This window comes from Mesorhizobium sp. 10J20-29 (assembly GCF_054130485.1).
The window spans coordinates 1,330,550-1,348,940 of sequence record NZ_CP199156.1 but is presented as its reverse complement, the minus strand read 5'-3'; the positions used below and the strand labels follow the sequence as shown (position 1 = coordinate 1,348,940).

At 64.9% G+C, this 18,391-nt stretch carries 15 protein-coding genes, 1 other RNA gene and 1 riboswitch; of the genes, 6 read left to right on the top strand and 10 right to left on the bottom strand.

Going from position 1 to position 18,391, the window contains the following annotated elements; genetic code table 11:
- Positions 1–238 precede the first annotated feature (238 nt).
- Genes thiQ through thiB form a run of 3 tightly spaced genes read right to left on the bottom strand, consistent with a single transcriptional unit; the run spans position 239 to position 3,602 of the window.
- The gene (gene thiQ / locus ACT2BZ_RS06465; protein ID WP_457940025.1) at positions 239–979 is read right to left on the bottom strand and encodes a thiamine ABC transporter ATP-binding protein; all 741 of its coding nucleotides are present in this window, start codon (positions 977–979) and stop codon (positions 239–241) included.
- Complete coding sequence (thiP, locus tag ACT2BZ_RS06460; protein WP_457940024.1) at positions 976–2,631, bottom strand: thiamine/thiamine pyrophosphate ABC transporter permease; 1,656 nt, start codon at positions 2,629–2,631, stop codon at positions 976–978. The genes thiQ and thiP overlap by 4 nt, the downstream gene beginning before the upstream one ends.
- Positions 2,607–3,602, bottom strand: coding sequence for a thiamine ABC transporter substrate binding subunit (thiB, locus tag ACT2BZ_RS06455; protein WP_457940023.1), 996 nt, complete (start codon positions 3,600–3,602; stop codon positions 2,607–2,609). The genes thiP and thiB overlap by 25 nt, the downstream gene beginning before the upstream one ends.
- Before the next feature lie 36 nt (positions 3,603–3,638).
- A riboswitch (TPP riboswitch) is annotated at positions 3,639–3,759 on the bottom strand.
- Between the two features lie 102 nt (positions 3,760–3,861).
- Between thiB and ACT2BZ_RS06450 the strand changes: the two genes are divergently transcribed.
- The gene (locus tag ACT2BZ_RS06450; RefSeq protein WP_457940022.1) at positions 3,862–4,506 is read left to right on the top strand and encodes a thiamine diphosphokinase; all 645 of its coding nucleotides are present in this window, start codon (positions 3,862–3,864) and stop codon (positions 4,504–4,506) included.
- Between the two features lie 5 nt (positions 4,507–4,511).
- Positions 4,512–6,332, top strand: a complete 1,821-nt coding sequence (locus tag ACT2BZ_RS06445) for an ABC-F family ATP-binding cassette domain-containing protein (RefSeq protein ID WP_457940021.1) — start codon at positions 4,512–4,514, stop codon at positions 6,330–6,332.
- Positions 6,333–6,363: 31 nt separating this feature from the next.
- Here the strand turns inward: ACT2BZ_RS06445 and ACT2BZ_RS06440 are convergent, their stop codons facing one another.
- Positions 6,364–7,851, bottom strand: coding sequence for a hypothetical protein (locus ACT2BZ_RS06440; RefSeq protein ID WP_457940020.1), 1,488 nt, complete (start codon positions 7,849–7,851; stop codon positions 6,364–6,366).
- A gap of 74 nt (positions 7,852–7,925) precedes the next feature.
- A complete protein-coding gene (locus ACT2BZ_RS06435; protein ID WP_457940019.1) occupies positions 7,926–9,221 on the bottom strand; it encodes an adenylosuccinate synthase in 1,296 nt (431 codons plus the stop codon).
- 200 nt (positions 9,222–9,421) lie between these two features.
- Between ACT2BZ_RS06435 and ACT2BZ_RS06430 the strand changes: the two genes are divergently transcribed.
- Entirely contained in the window at positions 9,422–10,333 is a 912-nt protein-coding gene (locus ACT2BZ_RS06430) for a DMT family transporter (protein ID WP_457940018.1), read from the top strand.
- On the opposite strand, the gene ACT2BZ_RS06425 is transcribed toward ACT2BZ_RS06430, so the two are convergent.
- The 5 genes from ACT2BZ_RS06425 to ACT2BZ_RS06405 all read right to left on the bottom strand — a co-directional run bounded on the left by ACT2BZ_RS06425 (position 10,326) and on the right by ACT2BZ_RS06405 (position 16,449).
- Positions 10,326–11,486, bottom strand: a complete 1,161-nt coding sequence (locus tag ACT2BZ_RS06425; protein WP_457940017.1) for a fumarylacetoacetate hydrolase family protein — start codon at positions 11,484–11,486, stop codon at positions 10,326–10,328. The two genes, ACT2BZ_RS06430 and ACT2BZ_RS06425, sit on opposite strands and share 8 nt — an antisense overlap.
- 64 nt (positions 11,487–11,550) lie before the next feature.
- Entirely contained in the window at positions 11,551–13,149 is a 1,599-nt protein-coding gene (gene serA, locus ACT2BZ_RS06420; protein WP_457940016.1) for a phosphoglycerate dehydrogenase, read from the bottom strand.
- Positions 13,150–13,269: 120 nt separating this feature from the next.
- The gene (locus ACT2BZ_RS06415) at positions 13,270–14,445 is read right to left on the bottom strand and encodes a phosphoserine transaminase (protein ID WP_457940015.1); all 1,176 of its coding nucleotides are present in this window, start codon (positions 14,443–14,445) and stop codon (positions 13,270–13,272) included.
- 179 nt (positions 14,446–14,624) lie between these two features.
- Positions 14,625–15,470 carry an outer membrane protein gene (locus tag ACT2BZ_RS06410; RefSeq protein ID WP_457940014.1) on the bottom strand — a complete coding sequence of 282 codons (846 nt, stop codon included), beginning with the start codon at positions 15,468–15,470 and terminating at the stop codon, positions 14,625–14,627.
- Between the two features lie 202 nt (positions 15,471–15,672).
- Positions 15,673–16,449, bottom strand: coding sequence for an outer membrane protein (locus ACT2BZ_RS06405; protein WP_457940013.1), 777 nt, complete (start codon positions 16,447–16,449; stop codon positions 15,673–15,675).
- Positions 16,450–16,707: 258 nt separating this feature from the next.
- Here ACT2BZ_RS06405 and ssrS point away from each other — a divergent pair.
- The 3 genes from ssrS to ACT2BZ_RS06390 all read left to right on the top strand — a co-directional run bounded on the left by ssrS (position 16,708) and on the right by ACT2BZ_RS06390 (position 18,375).
- A non-coding RNA gene (gene ssrS / locus ACT2BZ_RS06400) (6S RNA) lies at positions 16,708–16,862 on the top strand.
- A 93-nt stretch (positions 16,863–16,955) separates the two neighbouring features.
- Complete coding sequence (locus tag ACT2BZ_RS06395; protein WP_457940012.1) at positions 16,956–17,543, top strand: 5-formyltetrahydrofolate cyclo-ligase; 588 nt, start codon at positions 16,956–16,958, stop codon at positions 17,541–17,543.
- A gap of 7 nt (positions 17,544–17,550) precedes the next feature.
- Positions 17,551–18,375 carry a TIGR00282 family metallophosphoesterase gene (locus ACT2BZ_RS06390; RefSeq protein WP_457940011.1) on the top strand — a complete coding sequence of 275 codons (825 nt, stop codon included), beginning with the start codon at positions 17,551–17,553 and terminating at the stop codon, positions 18,373–18,375.
- The last annotated feature ends 16 nt before the right edge of the window (positions 18,376–18,391 follow it).

The following is an 18,391-nucleotide window of genomic DNA, read 5'->3' as shown; positions in this document are numbered from 1 at the left end:
CCGCCACGCCCGCAAATCGGGCGGCCAGAATCAACACCCGGTTCGATCCGGAACGAGGCACGTCAAACGCCAGGTCGACTTCCTTTCGGTATCAAAGCTTCGCCAGTCAAACGCGACCGCGTTTGCTTCCTACTCTACGCGCATTGCGCGAGCATTGACATAATGTGGCCGCAGCTTGCGGTTTGGCCGCAAATTATGGCCGCTTCCGGGCGGTGCGGCTCGATTTGCCCGCAATCGCCTAGGATTGCGAACCCACATAGCGCCGAAATCCTTCAGGACCATCCCCGGCGAAGAATTCCTCGGTACTTCCTGCCGCTGTAACGATTCCCGCTTCGAGGAAGACGATCTTCTGGGCAAGCCGCCTTGCATCCTCAGGCTGGTGGGTGACGAACAAAATGGTCATCCGCCGCTCGGCCTGAACGCCGGCGAGAAGATCGAGCATATCCTGCCTAAGCGCCGGGCCAAGCGACCCGAAGGGTTCATCGAGCAGCAGCACCGGGCGGTCCCTGACCAGCGCTCGGGCCAGCGCCACGCGCTGGCGTTCGCCGCCGGACAGTTCTCGCGGCAGGCGGTGCTCCTTGTCCGACAGGCCCGTCCGCGCCAGGGCGTTCGCCACGGCGCGCCGGTCGTCGGATGTCAGCCTGAGCGCCGGCGAGCGGCCGAGACCGACATTCTTCGCCACGTCGAGATGGGCGAACAGGTTGTTCTCCTGAAAGATCATCGACACCGGGCGTTCGGCCGGGGCAAGTGCCGTGACGTCTCTGTCGCCGATCAGCACGCGCCCTTTGCGGGGCGTCTCGAAGCCGGCAACGAGATTGAGCAGCGTCGACTTGCCCGAACCGCTCGGCCCCATGACCGCCGTGATCGTGGAGGACGGGAAATCGGCGTCGAACAGCATGTCCGCGCTGCCATAGGTGAACGCTGCATGATCCAGCCTTACTGGCTGGCCTCCGGGATGCCGCTCACGGATGTCGGTCATGCTGGCCTCCGGCCGAACCGCTCGGCGAGAAAGATCAACGTCAGGCACAGGATCGCCAGCAACAGGGCGATGCCTGCCGCATCATCTGTGCGATAGCTCCCCATTCGGGCAAGCAGCAGGTAGGGCAAGGTCTGCACCGAATCGCTGCCGAACAGAGCGATGACGCCGAGGTCGCCGAGCGACAGCGCCATGGCGAAGGCGAAGCCGGTGAGCAGCGGCTTGCGCAACTCCGGCCAGTCGATCAGTCTCAGCCTCGTCCAGCCCGCGATGCCGAGCTGCATGCAGAGCCGATCGTTGCGCTCGCCGGCCGCGTCGTAGGCGGGCCGGATGGCACGAATGGCGAAGGGCATGGCCATCACCGCGTTGACCGTGACTACCATCAGCGGAGCGGCGGCAAAGAGAAGATCGGAGTGGCGCAGCGCCACGAACCAGCCGGCGCCGATGACGATGGGCGGAATGACGAGCACGAAGCCTGCGCCGGTGCCGCTGGCGCGCTCGAGCCAGCCCTGACGCTTCCCGCCACGCTGGCGCTCAAGCGCCTGCCGGGCTGTCACGAGTGCGAGCCCCAGCATGACCGAGAGGGTGGCGGCCAGGGTGGCGAGAACGACGCTGGTCGCGGCGGCGTTGCGGACGGCAATGTCGGCTGCAAGGCGCGTGAGGTCGGCCTGTGCTCCGGCAAGCGCGATTGCCAGGATCGGGCCGGCGACGAACAACAGCGCTGCGAGCACCAGAACGCCGTTTGTCAGTGCCTCGCCGGGCGACACCCGGCCGAAGCGGCGCGGGGCGACCGGCAGGTTGGCGTCGATCGCCGTGGCGGCGCCGAGCCTTGCAAGGCCGACCATGACCGCTCCCGTCAGCACGACCTGCAGCATGGTAAGCGCCACGGCCCTTGCCGGGTCGAAGTCGAAGCGCAGCGCCTGGTAGATGGCGACCTCCAGCGTCGTCGCTGCGGGGCCGCCGCCGAGCGTCAGGACGATCGTGAAGGAGGTAATGCAGAGCATGAACACGAGGCCGGCCGTGCCCGGCAGGCTGGCGCGGATGGCCGGCCACTCGATCAGCCTGAACGACGGCCCTGCTCCCATGCCGAGCTGGCTCGCCAGCCGCCATTGGTCGGGCGGCAACGTGTCGAGCGCCTCGAGGAAGAAGCGTGTCGCCAGCGGCAGGTTGAAGAAGACATGCGCGACCAGGATACCCGAAAGGCCGTAGATGCCGGGCCATATGCCACCGAAGAGGCCCGAGAGCGTCTCGGCGAAAAAGCCGGCCCGACCGAGCAGGGCCAGGATGCCGAGCGCTGCGACGATGGCGGGCAGCGCCAGTGGCAAAGCGAAGAGTCGCAGGATGAGCTGGCGGCCGGGAAACTCGGGGTGGCGCGACAGGGCGCGCGCCACGAAGATTGCCGGCACCACCGACAGCAACGTCGAGAGCGCGGCCTGCCACAGCGTGAATCGGGCGATGCGAAAGAGGTATGAATCGAAGGCCGCGGCCGCGCCGGTGAGGTCGCTGGCGCCTTCCGCCAAGAGGCCGAGAAAGGCTCCACCGATCAGGATGGCGATGGCCGCCAGCGCGACAGCGCCGGCGGCGATTCGCGGATCGGTCCGCCTGTGCGTCCGTCCTGCCAATGGGGTTCCTACCTGCTCATGGCGGCCAGCCATTCGTCGACCCAGGCCTTCCGGTTGCGAGCGACCTCGGCGGGCTCGATCAGCAGCGTCTTGGCCGGCGACACGAGCTTGCCGAATGCCGGGTTGAGGTCATTGGCGGTTTCTGCCGCCGGGAACATCCAGTTGGTCTCCGGTATCACATCCTGGAAAGCGGGGCTCGTCATGAAGGACAGGAAGCGGCTCGCCAGCGGGTTCTTCTCGCCGTTGACGGTGATGCCCGCGACCTCGATCTGCAGATAGTGTCCTTCCTCGAAGGCGGCGGCCTGGTACCGGGCGGTGCCCTCGGCCACCATGTGGTAGGCTGGCGACGTCGTATAGGAAAGAACCATCGGCGCCTCGCCCTTGGTGAATAGCCCGTAGGCCTCGCTCCAGCCCGGCGTGACCGTCAGCACGCGCATCTTGAGCTTCGCCCAAGCTTCCGGCGCCTTGTCGCCGTAGACGGCTTTTACCCAGAGGACGAGGCCGAGGCCGGGCGTGGAGGTGCGGGGATCCTGGATGACGATCTTCTGTTCCGGGTCGCCCTCGACCAGTTCCTTCAGGCTCTTGGGCGGCGTCGCCAGCTTTTCGGTGTCATAGACGACGGCGAAATGCGCGTAGTCGAACGGCACGAAGGTTTCGTCGCTCCAGCCTCCCGGCACCTTGACGGCAGCCATGTCGATGCCGGCCGGTACGAAGAGGCCGGTGGCCTTTGCGTCTTCGGTCAGGTTGGTGTCGAGGCCGAGCACGACATCGGCTTTGGTCGAGTCACCTTCCAGCCTGACGCGGTTGAGCAGGGCGACGCCGTCGGCGACGGCAACGAATTCGAGGTCGCAGCCGCACTCGGCCTCGAAAGCCTTCTCCACCTGCGGCCCGGGACCCCATTCGGCAGTGAAGCTCTCGTAAGTGTAGATGGTCAGTTTTTCCTGAGCGTCGGCGACGCCCAGCGTGGAAAGCAGGATGAATATGAGAACGGAAATCTTGCGCATCTGCGCCTCCTTCGTTGATGTTGAAAGGAATTGAGGCGCGTTGCAGCGTCTAATCCCTCCGCCGGTACAAACCGGATCAGGTTCAGCGGGTTGGCGGGTTTCCCCTTTGCCTCTCAGCCGGTCCGCGTTTCCGCAGCCGGCACCCCGTTAGAGCGCCGAAAGAAATACGGCGCAGGCGCGTGGCGTGCAAGTATTTGTTTGAGGGGTATGGTATTGGCCGCTTCCACTTTCGACGTACCGCGTGGTAAGGGCCTCGCTCATGAGCCGATTCATCATCCTGCTTGGCGGCAAGCTTGTCCGCACTCCGCGTCTTGAGGCGCAAATGGAGGGCGCGCGCATCATTGCGGCCGATGCGGGGATCAAGCACGCTGCGGCGCTGGGCGTGGTTCCGGAGCTGTGGGTCGGCGATTTCGACTCGGCGCCGGAAGGCCTGAGCGACGATCTCGCTGCCGTGCCGCAACTCCGGTTCGAGACCGAGAAGGACAAGACTGACGGCGAACTGGCTGTCGCAGAGGCCCTGTCCCGCGGTGCGACCTCACTGGTGCTGGCCGGCGCCTTCGGCGGTCCGCGCGCCGACCACGCATTCCTGCACGCGGCTCTCGCCATTCGGCGCGCCAAGGAAGGCCTGTCCGTCCTGGTTACAAGCGGCGCGCAGGAGGGCTCACCGCTGCTGCCCGGGTCGCGAGATTTCGACTACGAGGATGGCACCATGTTCAGCATCCTGGGTTTCTCGCATCTGTCGGGCCTGACCGTCATCGGCGCCAAATGGCCGCTCGATTCGGTCGAAGTACCATTCGGATCGTCGCTCACGATCTCCAACGAGGTGCGGGGCGACCTGTGCATTTCGCTGGCGGTCGGCCGCGCCATGCTTCTCGCTCACCCCTATCCGGGCGAGGAATTCTAGGCAGCATGGCCCCGCCACTTCTGACGCTCGACGGCATCCTGCTGACGTTTGGCGGCACGCCGCTTCTCGACGGCGCCGAGCTGTCGGCTTCGCCTGGCGACCGCATTGCGCTCGTCGGTCGCAACGGCTCCGGCAAGTCGACGCTGCTGAAGATCGCCGCCGGCCAGATCGAGCCGCAGGACGGCAAGATATTCCGCAAGCCTTCGGCGACGATTCGCTACCTGCCGCAGTCGCCGGACATGGAAGGTTTCGCCACGGTGCGCGCCTATGTCGAGGCGGGTCTCGGCCCGGCCGACGATCCGCACCGTCCGACCTATCTGCTCGACCATCTCGGCCTGACAGGCGAAGAGGATCCCGAGCAACTTTCCGGTGGCGAGGCAAGACGCGCCGCCCTTGCCCGCGTCATGGCGCCCGAGCCCGACATCCTGCTGCTCGACGAACCGACCAACCATCTCGACCTCGCGACGATCGAGTGGCTGGAAGACGAACTCAACCGCTCCTCATCGGCGCTTGTCGTCATTTCGCACGACCGGCGCTTCCTGGAACGGGTAAGCCGGGCAACCGTGTGGCTGGACCGTGGACGCACGCGACGCCTCGAGAAGGGTTTCGCGCATTACGAAGAATGGCGCGACACCATCCTTGAGGAAGAGGAGCGCGAACAGCACAAGCTGGGCCGCCAGATCGTGCGCGAGGAGCACTGGTTGCGCTATGGCGTGACCGCGCGGCGCAAGCGCAACATGCGCAGGCTCGGCGAACTCCATACAATGCGCAGCCGGTTCCGCGGTCATCGCGGCGCGGAGGGCGTGGCGACGATCCAGGCAAGCGATGCCAACGAGTCCGGCAAGCTGGTCATCGAGGCGCGCAACATCGCCAAGAGCTACGGCGACACGACGATCGTGAAGGACTTCTCGATCCGCATCCAGCGCGGCGACCGTATCGGCCTGGTCGGTCCTAACGGTGCCGGCAAGACGACCCTGCTCAAGATGCTGACCGGCGAACTGGCGCCGGATTCGGGATCTGTCAGGCTGGGCACCAATCTCGAGATCGCGGCGCTCGACCAGAAGCGGGAGGCCGTCGATCCGCAGGAGACGCTTGCGCAGTATCTGACCGACGGGCGCGGCGAGACCGTCGTCGTCAATGGCGAGGAACGCCATGTCGTCTCCTATATGAAGGACTTCCTTTTCAAGGCGGAGCAGGCGCGCACACCGGTGCGGGAGCTTTCGGGCGGGGAGAGGGCGAGGCTGATCCTGGCGCGGGTGCTGTCGCGGCCGGCCAACCTCCTGGTACTCGACGAACCGACCAACGACCTCGACATGGAGACGCTGGAGCTGCTGCAGGAACTCGTCGCAGGCTTCGCCGGCACGGTCATCCTGGTCAGCCACGACCGCGACTTCCTCGACCGCACGGTGACCAGCATCATTGCACCGGACGGGGGCGGTCGCTGGGTCGAGTATGCCGGCGGCTATTCGGACATGCTGGCGCAGCGCGGCGGGACCAAGCTGGCGGACCGCAAGGCGGTCGCCAAGCTTCCGCAGGAGGGCGGCGGTGCCGGGCGTAGCAGCGCACAGGCGCCGAAGGCTGCCAGCAAGAAATTGTCGTTCAAGCAGAAATTTGCGCTCGAAACGCTGCCGGAGAAGATGGCTGCGGTGTCGGCCGCCATCTCGGCACTCGAGAACGACATCGCGGATCCCGACTTCTATGCGCGCAATCCGGCGTCATTCCAGAAGACCATTGCGGCGCTCGACAAGGAGCGCAAGACACTGGCTGCCATGGAGGAGGAATGGCTGGAACTCGAGATGCTTCGGGAAGAACTCGAAGAGGGCTGACGCGCCGGTCTGCGGCGCGCTTGCACGGTTTTCAGCCGGCGCTGGCAGTCGTCCAGGCCTTGAGCGCCTCGTCGAACACCTTGTCGCCGGGAATGCCCTTTTCCAGGGTGAACAGTGCGCGGCGGCCCGACTTGTAGACGATCGGCACGTCGATCCAGCTCTGCCTGCGCAGCAGCGTCATGTTGGCGTCGATCTCCGCCTTGGTGTCGTTGAGCGCGACAAGGAAGAAGCCGTCGGCGATCTTGGCGGGAATGCCGATCAGAGGATTGCCGGCCTCCTGCTCGGAACCTTTCATGGCGACACGCAGAATGTTCTCTATGCCGCCGCCCGAAAAGCCCTCAGGCGTCAGGAAGATCATCTCGATGATATGGCTGGCCGGCAGCGACTTGTCGGCATTGCGCTTGATGGTCATGCGCAGCTGGATGTTCTTGCCCGGGATCGCCGCCTCGGCGCGGATCGCCGCTTCCGGCGGCAGGTTGGCGCCGGGCGACTCCTGGACCAGCGACCAGACGACCGAGCCTGGCTCGGCCGATCCCTCCGACGTGCCGGTGCGTTCCTCGTAGAAAATCGCCTTCTGGCCGACGGGGATAGCGGTCTCGGACGCGGTAGGCTGGCCGGCGTCGGCGCCCGCAGGAGCTTCGGCGGCCTGGTCGGATGTCAGCGCACCGGCCGGGGCTTCGCCCGGCTGCTGCGTCAGCGCGGATACGGAGGTTCCTTCGCCGACTCCTGCGCCGCCATTGGCCGGACCGGGGTTGGTCTCGCTGCCATCGGGGGTGAGCCGCTGCGTGAACTTGCCTTCCTCGGCGGTCGCGGGTGCGCCGGTCTCGGGCGCGGGAGCTTGCGGCTCCGGTTCGGCGGCATCGGGTGTCGAAGCCGCCACGTTCTGCGGAGCGTCGCCACCGAACAGACCGCTGAAGGCGTCGCGGTTCAGCCATACCCCATAACCGCCGCCGGCAAGTACAGCCAGTACCAATGCGGCGACGAGGAGCGGACCGTAGCTGCGCCGGCGAACGGCGTCCTGCCGCTGCGGGACGAAATTGTCCTGGTCAAGCTCCTCCGGCGGCGGCGCCATCGGCGCGCGCCGTTGCGGCGCGGGCGCCGGCGCGGGAGCGGCCGTGGTGCGGGGCCCGGGTGCGGCCGGAGCCGCTGACGCCTGGCGCTCCACGCCATTCGATGTCCGCGGCGGCGGCGGCGCCGGCGTTGCACGCGGCATGACGCTCGACTTGACTGCCGGTTGCGGCAGTTCTTTCGGCTGCGGATTCTTCAGCGAAGCAAAGACATTCTCGAGTTCGGCAAGCGGATCGGACGTTGCCGCGTAGTCCCGCTCGATCTGCCGAATTGCCTCCTCGAGGGTGCGCTTCTGGCGATCGGCTACCGATGGCGGAGGCGGCGGGTTGATCGCGGCGAGCTTGGAGGCGATCGTGGCGCGCGCCTTCTCATAGACGCGCTCGCGCATCTCCGGGGTGGTTTCCCCGAGCCCGTCCAGCGTCTTTCTCAGAACCGCGACGAAATCTGCCATGCTGTTGTCGACCTATATCCTTGTTCCGGCTTGTGCCTCGGCTCGTTGCTGCGACACCTTCCGGAGGGCCATACCTAGTCTTGAAACGGGTCTGTCACAAGTATTGTGTCTTCCCGCTCGGGGCTGGTGGAGAGCAGCGCGACGGGCGCGCCGATCAGTTCCTCGATGTAACGGACATACTTGACCGCCTGGGCCGGCAGGTCATTCCAGCTACGCGCACCGGCTGTCGTTCCCGTCCAGCCCTGCAGGCTCTTGTAGACCGGTTCGACGCGCTCCTGCGCCGCCTGGCTGGCCGGCAGGTAGTCGATCATTTCGCCGTCCAGACGGTAGCCGGTGCAGATCTTGATCTCTTCCATGCCGTCGAGCACGTCGAGCTTGGTCAGCGCGATGCCCTTGATGCCGTTGACGGCCACCGCCTGGCGCACCAGCACGGCGTCGAACCAGCCGCAACGGCGCTTGCGGCCGGTCACGGTGCCGAACTCGTGGCCGCGCGTGCCGAGGAATTCGCCGACCTCGTTGTCCTGTTCGGTCGGGAAGGGTCCTTCGCCGACGCGTGTCGTGTAGGCCTTGGTGATGCCGAGGACATAGCCGATCGCGCCAGGACCGACGCCGGAGCCGGACGAAGCCTGGCCGGCGACCGTGTTCGAGGAGGTGACGAAGGGATAGGTGCCGTGGTCGATGTCGAGCAGGGTTCCCTGCGCGCCTTCGAAAAGAATGCGCTGGCCGGCACGGCGGCGATCATCGAGCACCTTCCAGACGCGGTCCATGTAGGGAAGGATCTGGTCGGCGACGGATTTCAGTTCGTCGAGCACGGTCTCGGGCGCAACCTCGGCCTCGCCAAGTCCGCGGCGCAGAGGGTTATGATGGGCAAGCAGCCGATCGATCTTGGCCGGCAGCGTGCTTGTGTCGGCGAGATCCATGACGCGGATCGCACGGCGGCCGACCTTGTCCTCATAGGCCGGGCCAATGCCACGTCCCGTCGTGCCGATCTTCGTGCCCTTGGCCGCGTTTGCTTCGCGCATCCGGTCCAGTTCCCCATGCAGGGAGAGGATTAGCGCGGTGTTTTCGGCTATTTTCAGGCGCTCGGGTGTTACTTCAACGCCCTGGCCGCGAAGATTCGCCACTTCGGAAACGAAGGCATGCGGGTCGAACACGACGCCGTTGCCGATGATCGACAGCTTGCCGCCGCGCACCACGCCCGAGGGCAAGAGCGACAGCTTGTAGACCTTGCCGTCGACGACCAGGGTGTGGCCGGCGTTGTGGCCGCCCTGGAACCGCACCACGACATCGGCGCGCTCGGACAGCCAGTCGACGATCTTGCCTTTGCCCTCATCGCCCCATTGCGAGCCGACGACCACCACATTGGCCATATTTCTTTCCTCCGGAACGTGCGGAAAACGCAGCCTTGCTGCAAATCGAACCGCCTCTATAACCGCAAGGTGTGGCGAGCGCGATAGCTGTTTGTCTGCCGAAGTGCCTCAGGCACAACGATTTGCCGACAATCGAATCATTTACTTGCCGGGCGCTGCGCCCTAGGTGCGGTTGGGTTCTTCCTCGCGGATATCTCTCCATGCACCGTACTGCCTATCTGCTGCTGGTCCTTACCACACTGTTCTGGGGCGGCAACGCCGTTGCCGGCAAGCTGGCGATCGGCCACGTCTCCCCGATGTTGCTGACGGCCCTGCGCTGGGGCGTAGCCATGGTGGTCCTGTGGCTGATCGGACACAAGCAGCTTCGGATCGACTGGCAACTCGTCAGGGGCAATCTGCCGCTGCTGATGGCACTCGGCTTCCTCGGCTTCGCGGTGTTCAACATCGCGCTCTATTCGGCGCTTCTGTATACCACGGCCATCAATGTAAGCATCGAACAGGCGGCCATGCCGATGCTGATCTTCGCGGCGAACTTCCTGCTGTTTCGCCTGCGCGTGACGTGGCTGCAGATCGTCGGCTTCGTGCTGTCGATCTCCGGCGTTGCGCTGACAGCCAGCCATGGTGATCCGCGCGAACTTCTGGCCCTCAACGTCAATTTTGGCGACCTGCTGATGCTGATCGGGGTGATCGTCTATTCGGCCTATACGGTGGCGCTGCGTCTCAAGCCGGCGATCCACTGGCAGAGCCTGATGATCGTGCTGACGGGCGTCGCCTTCGTCGGAACGCTTCCCTTCGTGGCGGCCGAATTCTACGCCGGCGCCGGCATTGTGCCGGACGTTCAGGGTTTGGGCGTCGTGGCCTACACCATCTTTTTCCCCTCGATCGTGGCGCAGATATTCTACATCAAGGGAGTTGAGATGATCGGCGCCAACCGGGCCGGGCTGTTCATCAACCTCGTGCCGATTTTCGGGACGCTTCTGTCGGTGATGATCCTGCGCGAGACCTTCCACCTCTACCACGGCATCGCCATGGTGCTGGTGCTCGGCGGCATCTGGCTGGCGGAAGCCAGCGGACGACGAGCCGACGCGCAGATGCCGCTCCCCGTCAGATAAGGCCGGCCTTTGCCAGGTCCCGCATCAGGTGGGTGGCGCCGTAGGACCAGGCCGGGCAGTCGGTGGACAGCCGCACCCGGTTGACCAGCGATCCAAGCTTGTCCGACGAGATTGTCACGATGTCGTCGATCCTGTGGGTGAAACCCTTGCCGGCCTCGCCGCGGTCCTTGGCCGGCGCGAACATCGTTCCGAGATAGAGGGCGAAGCCGTCGGGGTACTGGTGATGCGGGCCGATCGCCGCGGCGACGAGTTCCTCCGGCGAGCGGCTGATCTCTGCCATTGAACTCGAGCCGTCCAGAACAAAGCCGTCGTCGCCCTCGACCTTCAGGCGAACCACGGCGGATTTCACATCGCCCAGCGAGAAGGTCTCGTCGAACAGACGGACGAACGGGCCCAATGCCGCCGAGGCATTGTTGTCCTTGGCCTTGCCGAGCAGCAGGGCCGAGCGTCCCTCGACGTCGCGCAGGTTGACGTCGTTGCCGAGCGTGGCGCCGACTATGCGTCCGGTGCTGCTGGCCAGGACGGCGATCTCCGGCTCCGGATTGTTCCATGTCGAGATCGGGTGCAGTCCGACATCGGCGCCATAGCCGACCGAGGCCATTGGCTGGCACTTGGTGAAGATCTCGGCGTCGGGCCCGATGCCGACCTCGAGATACTGCGACCACACGCCCCGTTCGATCAGCTTCGCCTTGATCTCGGCGGCTTCGGGGGAGCCGGGCTTCAGCTTCGACAGATCATGCCCGATCAGCGAGGCGATGTCGGCACGGATGGCGTCGGCCTTGTCGGCTGAGCCGCGCGCCTGTTCCTCGATGACGCGCTCCAGCAGCGAGACCACGAAGGTGACGCCAGCGGCCTTGACGGCCTGCATGTCGACCGGGGAAAGCAGGTAGGCCCCGCCTGGCTCGCGGGCGGTGGCGGCACTGTTTGCCATCACATCGGCAAGCCTGCCGACGCGCCTGCCGGGGGCGGCGCGCACGAAGGCGGCCGGGTCGGCGTGCTCGCAGACGTCGCGCGATGTCGGCGCCTGCTTCGACGTGATGTCGAACACCTCGCCGTCACGGACGGTGACGATCGCCGGGTGCGGCCAACCGTTTGCCATGGCACGCCCGAGAAATACGCCGTCTTCAGGCAGGCTCGTCTCATATCCGGTCATCTGGCCGCTCCCCCATTCTGCCGAGGCTGCATGGCAGCCCCGGCCCGTTCACGTCAAGTCGGACCTAGGCCTCGGCTACATCGAACTGCAGCCGCTTGGCAGAATCGATCGACTTGTGGGCGCGTACCTTGGCGAGCACGTCTTCGGGGAAAGGCGCATCGAGGTAGAGCAGCGCAATGGCGTCGCCGCCCGGCCGGTTGCGGCCGAGCTGGAAGTTGGCGATGTTGACGCCGTTCTCTCCGCACACCGTGCCGAGCAGGCCGATGATGCCCGGCGCATCGGCGTTGGTCGTGTAGAGCATGTGCTGGCCGACCTCGGCGTCGAGATTGATCCCCTTGATCTGGATGAAGCGCGGCTTGCCGTCCGAGAAGACCGTGCCGGCGATCGAGCGCGTCTGTTTTTCCGTCACCACTGTCAGCTTGATATAGCCGTCGAAGACGCCCGACTTGTCGCGCTTGAGCTCGGTGAGACGGATGCCCCGCTCCTTTGCCATGATCGGCGCCGAAACCATGTTGACGTCCGAGACCTGCGGGCGGATCAGGCCGGCGAGCGTCGCGCTGATCAGTGCCCTGGTGTTCATGCTGGCGGTTGATCCGTCGAACAGGATTTCGACTTCCTTGATCGGGTCCTCGGTGACCTGGCCGACAAAGGCGCCTAGAACCTCAGCCAGCTTTACGAAGGGTTTCAGCCGCGGCGCCTCCTCGGCGGTGATCGACGGCATGTTGATGGCGTTCGAAACCGCCCCCTTGATGAGATAGTCCGACATCTGCTCGGCAACCTGCAGGGCGACATTCTCCTGCGCCTCGCTGGTGGCAGCGCCAAGATGCGGCGTGGCGACGACATTCTCCAGGCCGAACAGCGCGCTTTCCTTTGCGGGCTCGACCTCGAAGACGTCGATGGCCGCGCCACCGACCTTGCCGCTCTTGAGGGCAGCAACCAGGTCCGACTCGACGATCAGGCCGCCGCGGGCGCAATTGATGATGAAGACGCCGTCCTTCATCGTCGCGATCGAATCCGCATTGATGATGTTCCTGGTCTTCTCGGTCATCGGCGTGTGCAGCGTGATGAAATCGGCACGCGCAAACAGTTCCTCCAGCTCGACCTTCTCGACGCCGAGTTCGGAGGCCCGACCCTCGGACAGGAAGGGATCGAAGGCGACGACGTGCATCTTGAGGCCGACGCCGCGGGTTGCGACGATGGAACCGATGTTGCCGCAGCCGATGATGCCGAGCGTCTTGCCGGTGATCTCGACGCCCATGAAGCGATTCTTTTCCCACTTGCCGGCATGCGTCGAGGCGTTTGCCTCGGGGATCTGGCGTGCCAGAGCGAACATCAGCGCGACCGCGTGCTCGGCGGTGGTGATCGAATTGCCGAAGGGCGTATTCATCACGATGATGCCCTTGCGCGAGGCAGCCGGGATATCGACGTTGTCGACGCCGATGCCGGCGCGGCCGATGACCTTGAGGTTGGTCGCCGCGGCAATCAGCTTCTCGGTGACCTTGGTCGCCGAGCGGATGGCGAGGCCGTCATACTGGCCGATGACGCTGAGCAGCTTCTCCTTGTCGGGCCCGAGATCGGGCAGATAGTCGACCTCGACGCCGCGATCCTTGAAGATCTGGACGGCGGTGGGCGACAGCTTGTCGGAAACGAGAACGCGGGGCATGGACGTGATCCTTGGATGAAGAGTGTTGTTGCTGCGGCGCCTTCCTCCTGCCTGCCGCCCGTCGACGCTGCGCTGCAGGACGACAGGGGAATGGCGGGGGCGCGCCGGTGGTATCGAAGCCTAGGCGGCGGCCTTCAGCGCAGCCTTCTGGGTCGCGAACGCCCAGTCGAGCCAAGGCATCAGGGCTTCGAGATCGGAGGTCTCGACGGTGGCACCGCACCAGATGCGCAGGCCGGGCGGCGCGTCGCGATAGCCCGCGATGTCATAGGCGGCCCGCTCCGTCTCGAGCAGCGCGGCAAGTCCCTTCACGAAGGCCTGCTGGCCGGCGTCGTCGAGCCCGGCAATATCCGGATCGGTGAAGCGCAGGCACACAGAGGTGTTGGAGCGCGTGCCGTTGTCGGCGGCCAAGTTGGCAGCCCACTGAGAGCCGGCCACGAAACGGTCGATGACCGCGACGTTGGCGTCGGCGCGGGCAACCAGTGCGTCGAGCCCGCCAAGCGCCTTCGCCCAGTTGAGCGCGTCGAGATAGTCCTCGACGCAGAGCATCGACGGCGTGTTGATCGTCTCGCCCTTGAAGATGCCCTCGATGAGCTTGCCGTTCGAGGTCAGACGGAAGATTTTCGGCAGCGGCCAGGCCGGCTTGTAGTTTTCCAGGCGCTCGACCGCGCGCGGCGACAGGATGAGCATGCCATGCGCGCCCTCGCCGCCGAGCGCCTTCTGCCAGGAGAAGGTGACCACATCGAGCTTGTCGAAATCGAGCTTCTGGGCAAAGGCGGCCGAGGTGGCGTCGCAGATGGTCAGTCCCTTGCGATCGGCCGGGATGAAATCGCCGTTCGGTACGCGCACGCCGGAAGTGGTGCCGTTCCAAGTGAACACCACGTCACGGTCGAAATCGATCGTCGAGAGGTTGGGCAGTTCGCCATAACCCGCCTCGATCTTGCGCACGTCCGGGAGCTTCAGCTGCTTGACGACATCGGTAACCCAGCCGGCGCCGAAACTCTCCCAGGCGACCATGTCGACGCCGCGTGCGCCGAGCAGCGACCACATCGCCATCTCGACGGCGCCTGTGTCGGATGCGGGAACGATGCCGATGCGATAGTCGGCGGGCACCTGCAGGATTTCGCGGGTCAGGGCGATGGCCTGTTCCAGCTTGGCCTTGCCGATCTTGGCGCGGTGCGACCGGCCGAGTGCGGCATTGCCCAGCGCTTCGGGCGTCCAGCCTGGACGCTTCGCACATGGACCCGAGGAAAAATTGGGGTTTGCCGGACGGAGTCCGGGCTTGGATTGGTTCGTCATCGTGGTTCTATCCTTCCAGATAGCAGGCCCCTCGTTGGGGAGGGGTGGCCCACGGACGGCGATATTCGACCGGCGTGCCGGCGTCAAGAGGAAAGCCCCGGTAGAGCGCGCACGTTGCCATGTACAAACGAAAACGGCGGGCCATAGCCCGCCGTTCGTCCCGTCCCCGGTGCTGTTTCCTACCAGAGTTCGTAGCGCAGGCCGACCTTGAATTCGTGGGTCTTGATGTCGCCGCTGGTGCCCTGAGCGCCGGTCGCACCGAGTCCCGCGCTGCCGGCGTCCCATGCGAACATGTCGCCGCCGTCGATCTGGCGATACTTGTAGCCTACGTCCAGCTTGAAGTTCTGGGTGAGGTCGTAGGCGAAGCCGGCCATGAGGGCATAGGTGAAGCGCCAGCCGTCGACGCCGCCATGCTGCGTGGTGGAAACCACACCGGGCGTCGCGCAGGCATCGACGGCGCCGTCGACGCAGTAGGTCGAGTTGTTGAGGGCGGACCAGCTCACGTAGCTGTAGCCGATGCCGGCGCCGACATAGGGCGTAATGCCCACATAGGTGCCGAGATCGACGTAGCCGTTGGCCATGACGCTGACGGCGGAGACTTCCGAGTTGTCTTCGCTGCGGCAGGTCGTGTCGTCAGCCGGAGGCTGGACGCAGGAGGTGGCGCTCGATGTGGTTCCGCTGAAGTCGGCCCTGAAGCCATCGACCGTGGCGTCGGCGCGGAAGTAATCGGTGAAGCGATAGCCGAAGCCGCCGCCCCATGAAAAGTCGGTGCTGATGTCCTGCGTGTCGAAGGAGGCGGCATCGTAAGTGAACCCATCGTAGGTGCGATAGTCGACCTGGCCGATGCTGGCGTCAAAGACGTAGCCGACGTCGCCCCGGAGGTACCAGCCGGAGCCGACCTCGACCGGGACGTACTCGGCAGCCTGCTCGACATAGATCGGCGGATCGTAGTCAGCTGCCTGGGCGGCAGCCAGCGTGCCGACCGATGCTGCCAGTGCAAGCATTATGCGCTGTGTGAATCTCATCTTTTCAGACTCCCGAAGTGGCGCCGTCTCAATAAGCGACCTGATCGGGAGCATTGTTAACCATAGTGGTTAAGTGCGGGTTAAGGATAACGGCCGGTTTACGGCAAATGCGCATTTTCGCCGCGAAGCGCTTGCGGGTGTCCAGGGAAACGAAAAAGGCCCCGCTGATGCGGGGCCTTTTTTGGAAGAAATTGGTTCTGGTCTAGTTCAGCGAATACCGCACGCCGAGCTTGAGGTCGTGCGAGTAGAGGTCATTGAACTTGAACCCGTCATTGGGAATGTCGAAGGCCGGGTCGTCGTTCTGCAGAACACCGGTCTGCCCGTGGCCGAGCGACACGAAGCTGTATCCCAGATCGATCGTCATGCGGTCAGTGGCCTTGATGCCGATGCCGGTGTGCAGGGCCCAGGCGAAGTTCCACTTGGTCTCTTCGTCTGCGTAGGCGCCGCCGCCGTTGATGATGTTGATGTCCCGGAAATTCGAGATGGTGTTGCGCGATGCGCCGATACCCGCACCGACATAGGGCGTGATGCCGTAGAAGGTGCCGACATCCGCGTAGGCATTGGCGAGGAAAAGCCACTCGGACTTCTTGGCGCGGAAATCGTTGGTCGTGACGTCTGTGCCGTCGTCAACCCAGTCAAGGGCCTCGAAATCCGACTTGCCACGGTACTCGACGGTCAGGTCGCCGCGCAGGTAGTCGTTGAACTGGTAGCCGACACCACCGCCGAAGATCGGAGCGGAGCTGAAGCCGCCGCTGTCATGCCATCCGTAGGCGGCAACGCTTGGCTCCAGGTAGAGGCTCGACGTCAAACCGTCGAAATGCTGGTTGCTCATGCCGATGTGACCGCGGATATACCAGCCGCCAACCACGGGCGGCGGCGGGATGTCGACCGGTGGCTCGTAGTAGTCTGCGGCGATTGCCGGGCCGGCAACGCCGGCGAGCAGCGCGGCGAACAGTGCCTTCCTTGCGAAATCAAACATGCGCGTCACCTCTGTATAGAATCGGAACATGTATCGTCCCGAACTCGATTGAACTCGTTAGGGATAATGAACCGGAAAAGTTAAGCGCCACTTAACCCTGTCGCTTAACCAAGAAATGCTTGCAGGGCATGGCGTTGCCGGCTTGGGGAGAGCCTTGGCTTCCGAAGCTGCCAGAGCACCTGTCGGGGAGGACAACAATCGTGCGTGCCGATGCGCGAAGTCCTTGGCGTGGAGGCCGTGGAGGCCTATATCTGCATTGACGATCTGTGCTTCCCGGCAGGAAATCATATTCCCCGGGGCCTTATTGATCCCTAGGGAGCTGTCCCTGGCCGGGCCCGTGGGTTCGGTCATACGGCGCCCACCTACTTTGTAGGTTCCCGGGATCGCTTTTCCACCGGTTGTGTGGATCGTCGCTCTTCACCTGCGGTCCGCCTGCCGGCCTGCGATCCGCCATCCAGCGTCGCTTGCAAGATGCCCGACCGCCATCATCCTGTTATTGTCGCTGCATGACATCTGCCAAAGAGCTGAAACGTGAACTGCGCAAGCAGGCGCTGGCGCGACGCGACGCGCTTGACGCGTTCTGGCGCATCGAGGCCTCGCTCGAGATGGCCGATCTGGCACGCAACGGCATAGCGGTCGACGGAACCTCCATTGTCTCGGGTTTCTGGCCGATGCGGTCGGAAGTCGACGTGAGGCCGCTGATGTTCGGTCTGCGCGAGCGCGGTGCAAGATTGTGCCTGCCGGCCATCATCGACAGCACGACCATCGTCTTTCGCGAACTGGTGCGCGGCGCGGCGCTCGTCGACATGGGATACGGCACGGCCGGACCGGGGGAGGAACACGCCGTCCTCGATCCGTCGGTAATGCTGGTGCCGCTGGCGGCGTTCGATGCGCGCGGCCACCGCATCGGCTACGGGGCCGGATACTACGACCGCGCCATAGCCAGGCTGGCCGGCAAGGGACTGACACCGCGCCTGGTGGGCATCGCCTTCGATTGCCAGGAGGTGGAACGGGTGCCGGAGGAACCGCATGACGTCATCATTCCAGAAATCCTGACCGAAACCGGCTTGCGCCGTTTCGAAGCGTCCCTATAGAAGGACCATGCGGCTTCTCTTCCTCGGCGACATGGTCGGCAAATCCGGACGGACGGCGGTGTGGGAGCAGCTCCCCGGGCTGATCTCGGACTTCCGGCTCGACTTCGTGATCGTCAATGGCGAGAACGCGGCGGGTGGCTTCGGCATCACCGAAGAAATCTTTCGCAACACGATCGAGGCCGGTGCCGACGTCGTCACCACCGGCAATCATGTCTGGGACCAGCGCGAGGCGCTGACCTTCGCGCCGCGCGAAGAGCGCTTCCTGCGCCCTGCCAACTATCCCAAGGGTACGCCCGGCCGCGGCGCCGGCGTCTTCATGGCTAAGAACGGCGCGCGCGTCCTGGTCGCCAACATCATGGGCCGGGTGTTCATGCATCCGGAACTGGATGATCCTTTCCACTGCGGCGAGCGCGAACTGGCGGCAGCATCGCTCGGCGACCAGGTGGACGCGGCCGTGATCGATTTTCATGCCGAGGCGACGTCGGAGAAGATGTGCTTTGCGCATTTCGTCGACGGCCGGGCCAGCCTCGTGGTCGGCACGCACACGCACCAGCCGACCGCCGACCACCAGATTCTGAACGGCGGGACCGCATATCTGACGGACGCCGGCATGTGCGGCGACTATGATTCCTCGCTCGGCATGGACACGGAGGAGCCTCTCAACCGCTTCCTGTCGAAGGTGCCGAAGGGCCGGTTCGAGGCGGCCAACGGGCCGGCGACGATCTGTGGCGTCGGCGTCGATATCTCGGACAGGACCGGACTTGCCGAGAGGGTTGCGCCGTTTCGCCGCGGGCCGCGGCTGGAGGAAACGGAACCTGCCTTCTGGTCATGACGTTGACCTGAGCCGC

Bases quoted from the DNA above. Each gene is read 5' to 3' on its own strand.
- thiQ (WP_457940025.1), bottom strand. From the start codon at position 979: ATGACCGACATCCGTGAGCGGCATCCCGGAGGCCAGCCAGTAAGGCTG.
- thiP (WP_457940024.1), bottom strand. From the start codon at position 2,631: ATGGCTGGCCGCCATGAGCAGGTAGGAACCCCATTGGCAGGACGGACG.
- thiB (WP_457940023.1), bottom strand. From the start codon at position 3,602: ATGCGCAAGATTTCCGTTCTCATATTCATCCTGCTTTCCACGCTGGGC.
- ACT2BZ_RS06450 (WP_457940022.1), top strand. From the start codon at position 3,862: ATGAGCCGATTCATCATCCTGCTTGGCGGCAAGCTTGTCCGCACTCCG.
- ACT2BZ_RS06445 (WP_457940021.1), top strand. From the start codon at position 4,512: ATGGCCCCGCCACTTCTGACGCTCGACGGCATCCTGCTGACGTTTGGC.
- ACT2BZ_RS06440 (WP_457940020.1), bottom strand. From the start codon at position 7,851: ATGGCAGATTTCGTCGCGGTTCTGAGAAAGACGCTGGACGGGCTCGGG.
- ACT2BZ_RS06435 (WP_457940019.1), bottom strand. From the start codon at position 9,221: ATGGCCAATGTGGTGGTCGTCGGCTCGCAATGGGGCGATGAGGGCAAA.
- ACT2BZ_RS06430 (WP_457940018.1), top strand. From the start codon at position 9,422: ATGCACCGTACTGCCTATCTGCTGCTGGTCCTTACCACACTGTTCTGG.
- ACT2BZ_RS06425 (WP_457940017.1), bottom strand. From the start codon at position 11,486: ATGACCGGATATGAGACGAGCCTGCCTGAAGACGGCGTATTTCTCGGG.
- serA (WP_457940016.1), bottom strand. From the start codon at position 13,149: ATGCCCCGCGTTCTCGTTTCCGACAAGCTGTCGCCCACCGCCGTCCAG.
- ACT2BZ_RS06415 (WP_457940015.1), bottom strand. From the start codon at position 14,445: ATGACGAACCAATCCAAGCCCGGACTCCGTCCGGCAAACCCCAATTTT.
- ACT2BZ_RS06410 (WP_457940014.1), bottom strand. From the start codon at position 15,470: ATGAGATTCACACAGCGCATAATGCTTGCACTGGCAGCATCGGTCGGC.
- ACT2BZ_RS06405 (WP_457940013.1), bottom strand. From the start codon at position 16,449: ATGTTTGATTTCGCAAGGAAGGCACTGTTCGCCGCGCTGCTCGCCGGC.
- ACT2BZ_RS06395 (WP_457940012.1), top strand. From the start codon at position 16,956: ATGACATCTGCCAAAGAGCTGAAACGTGAACTGCGCAAGCAGGCGCTG.
- ACT2BZ_RS06390 (WP_457940011.1), top strand. From the start codon at position 17,551: ATGCGGCTTCTCTTCCTCGGCGACATGGTCGGCAAATCCGGACGGACG.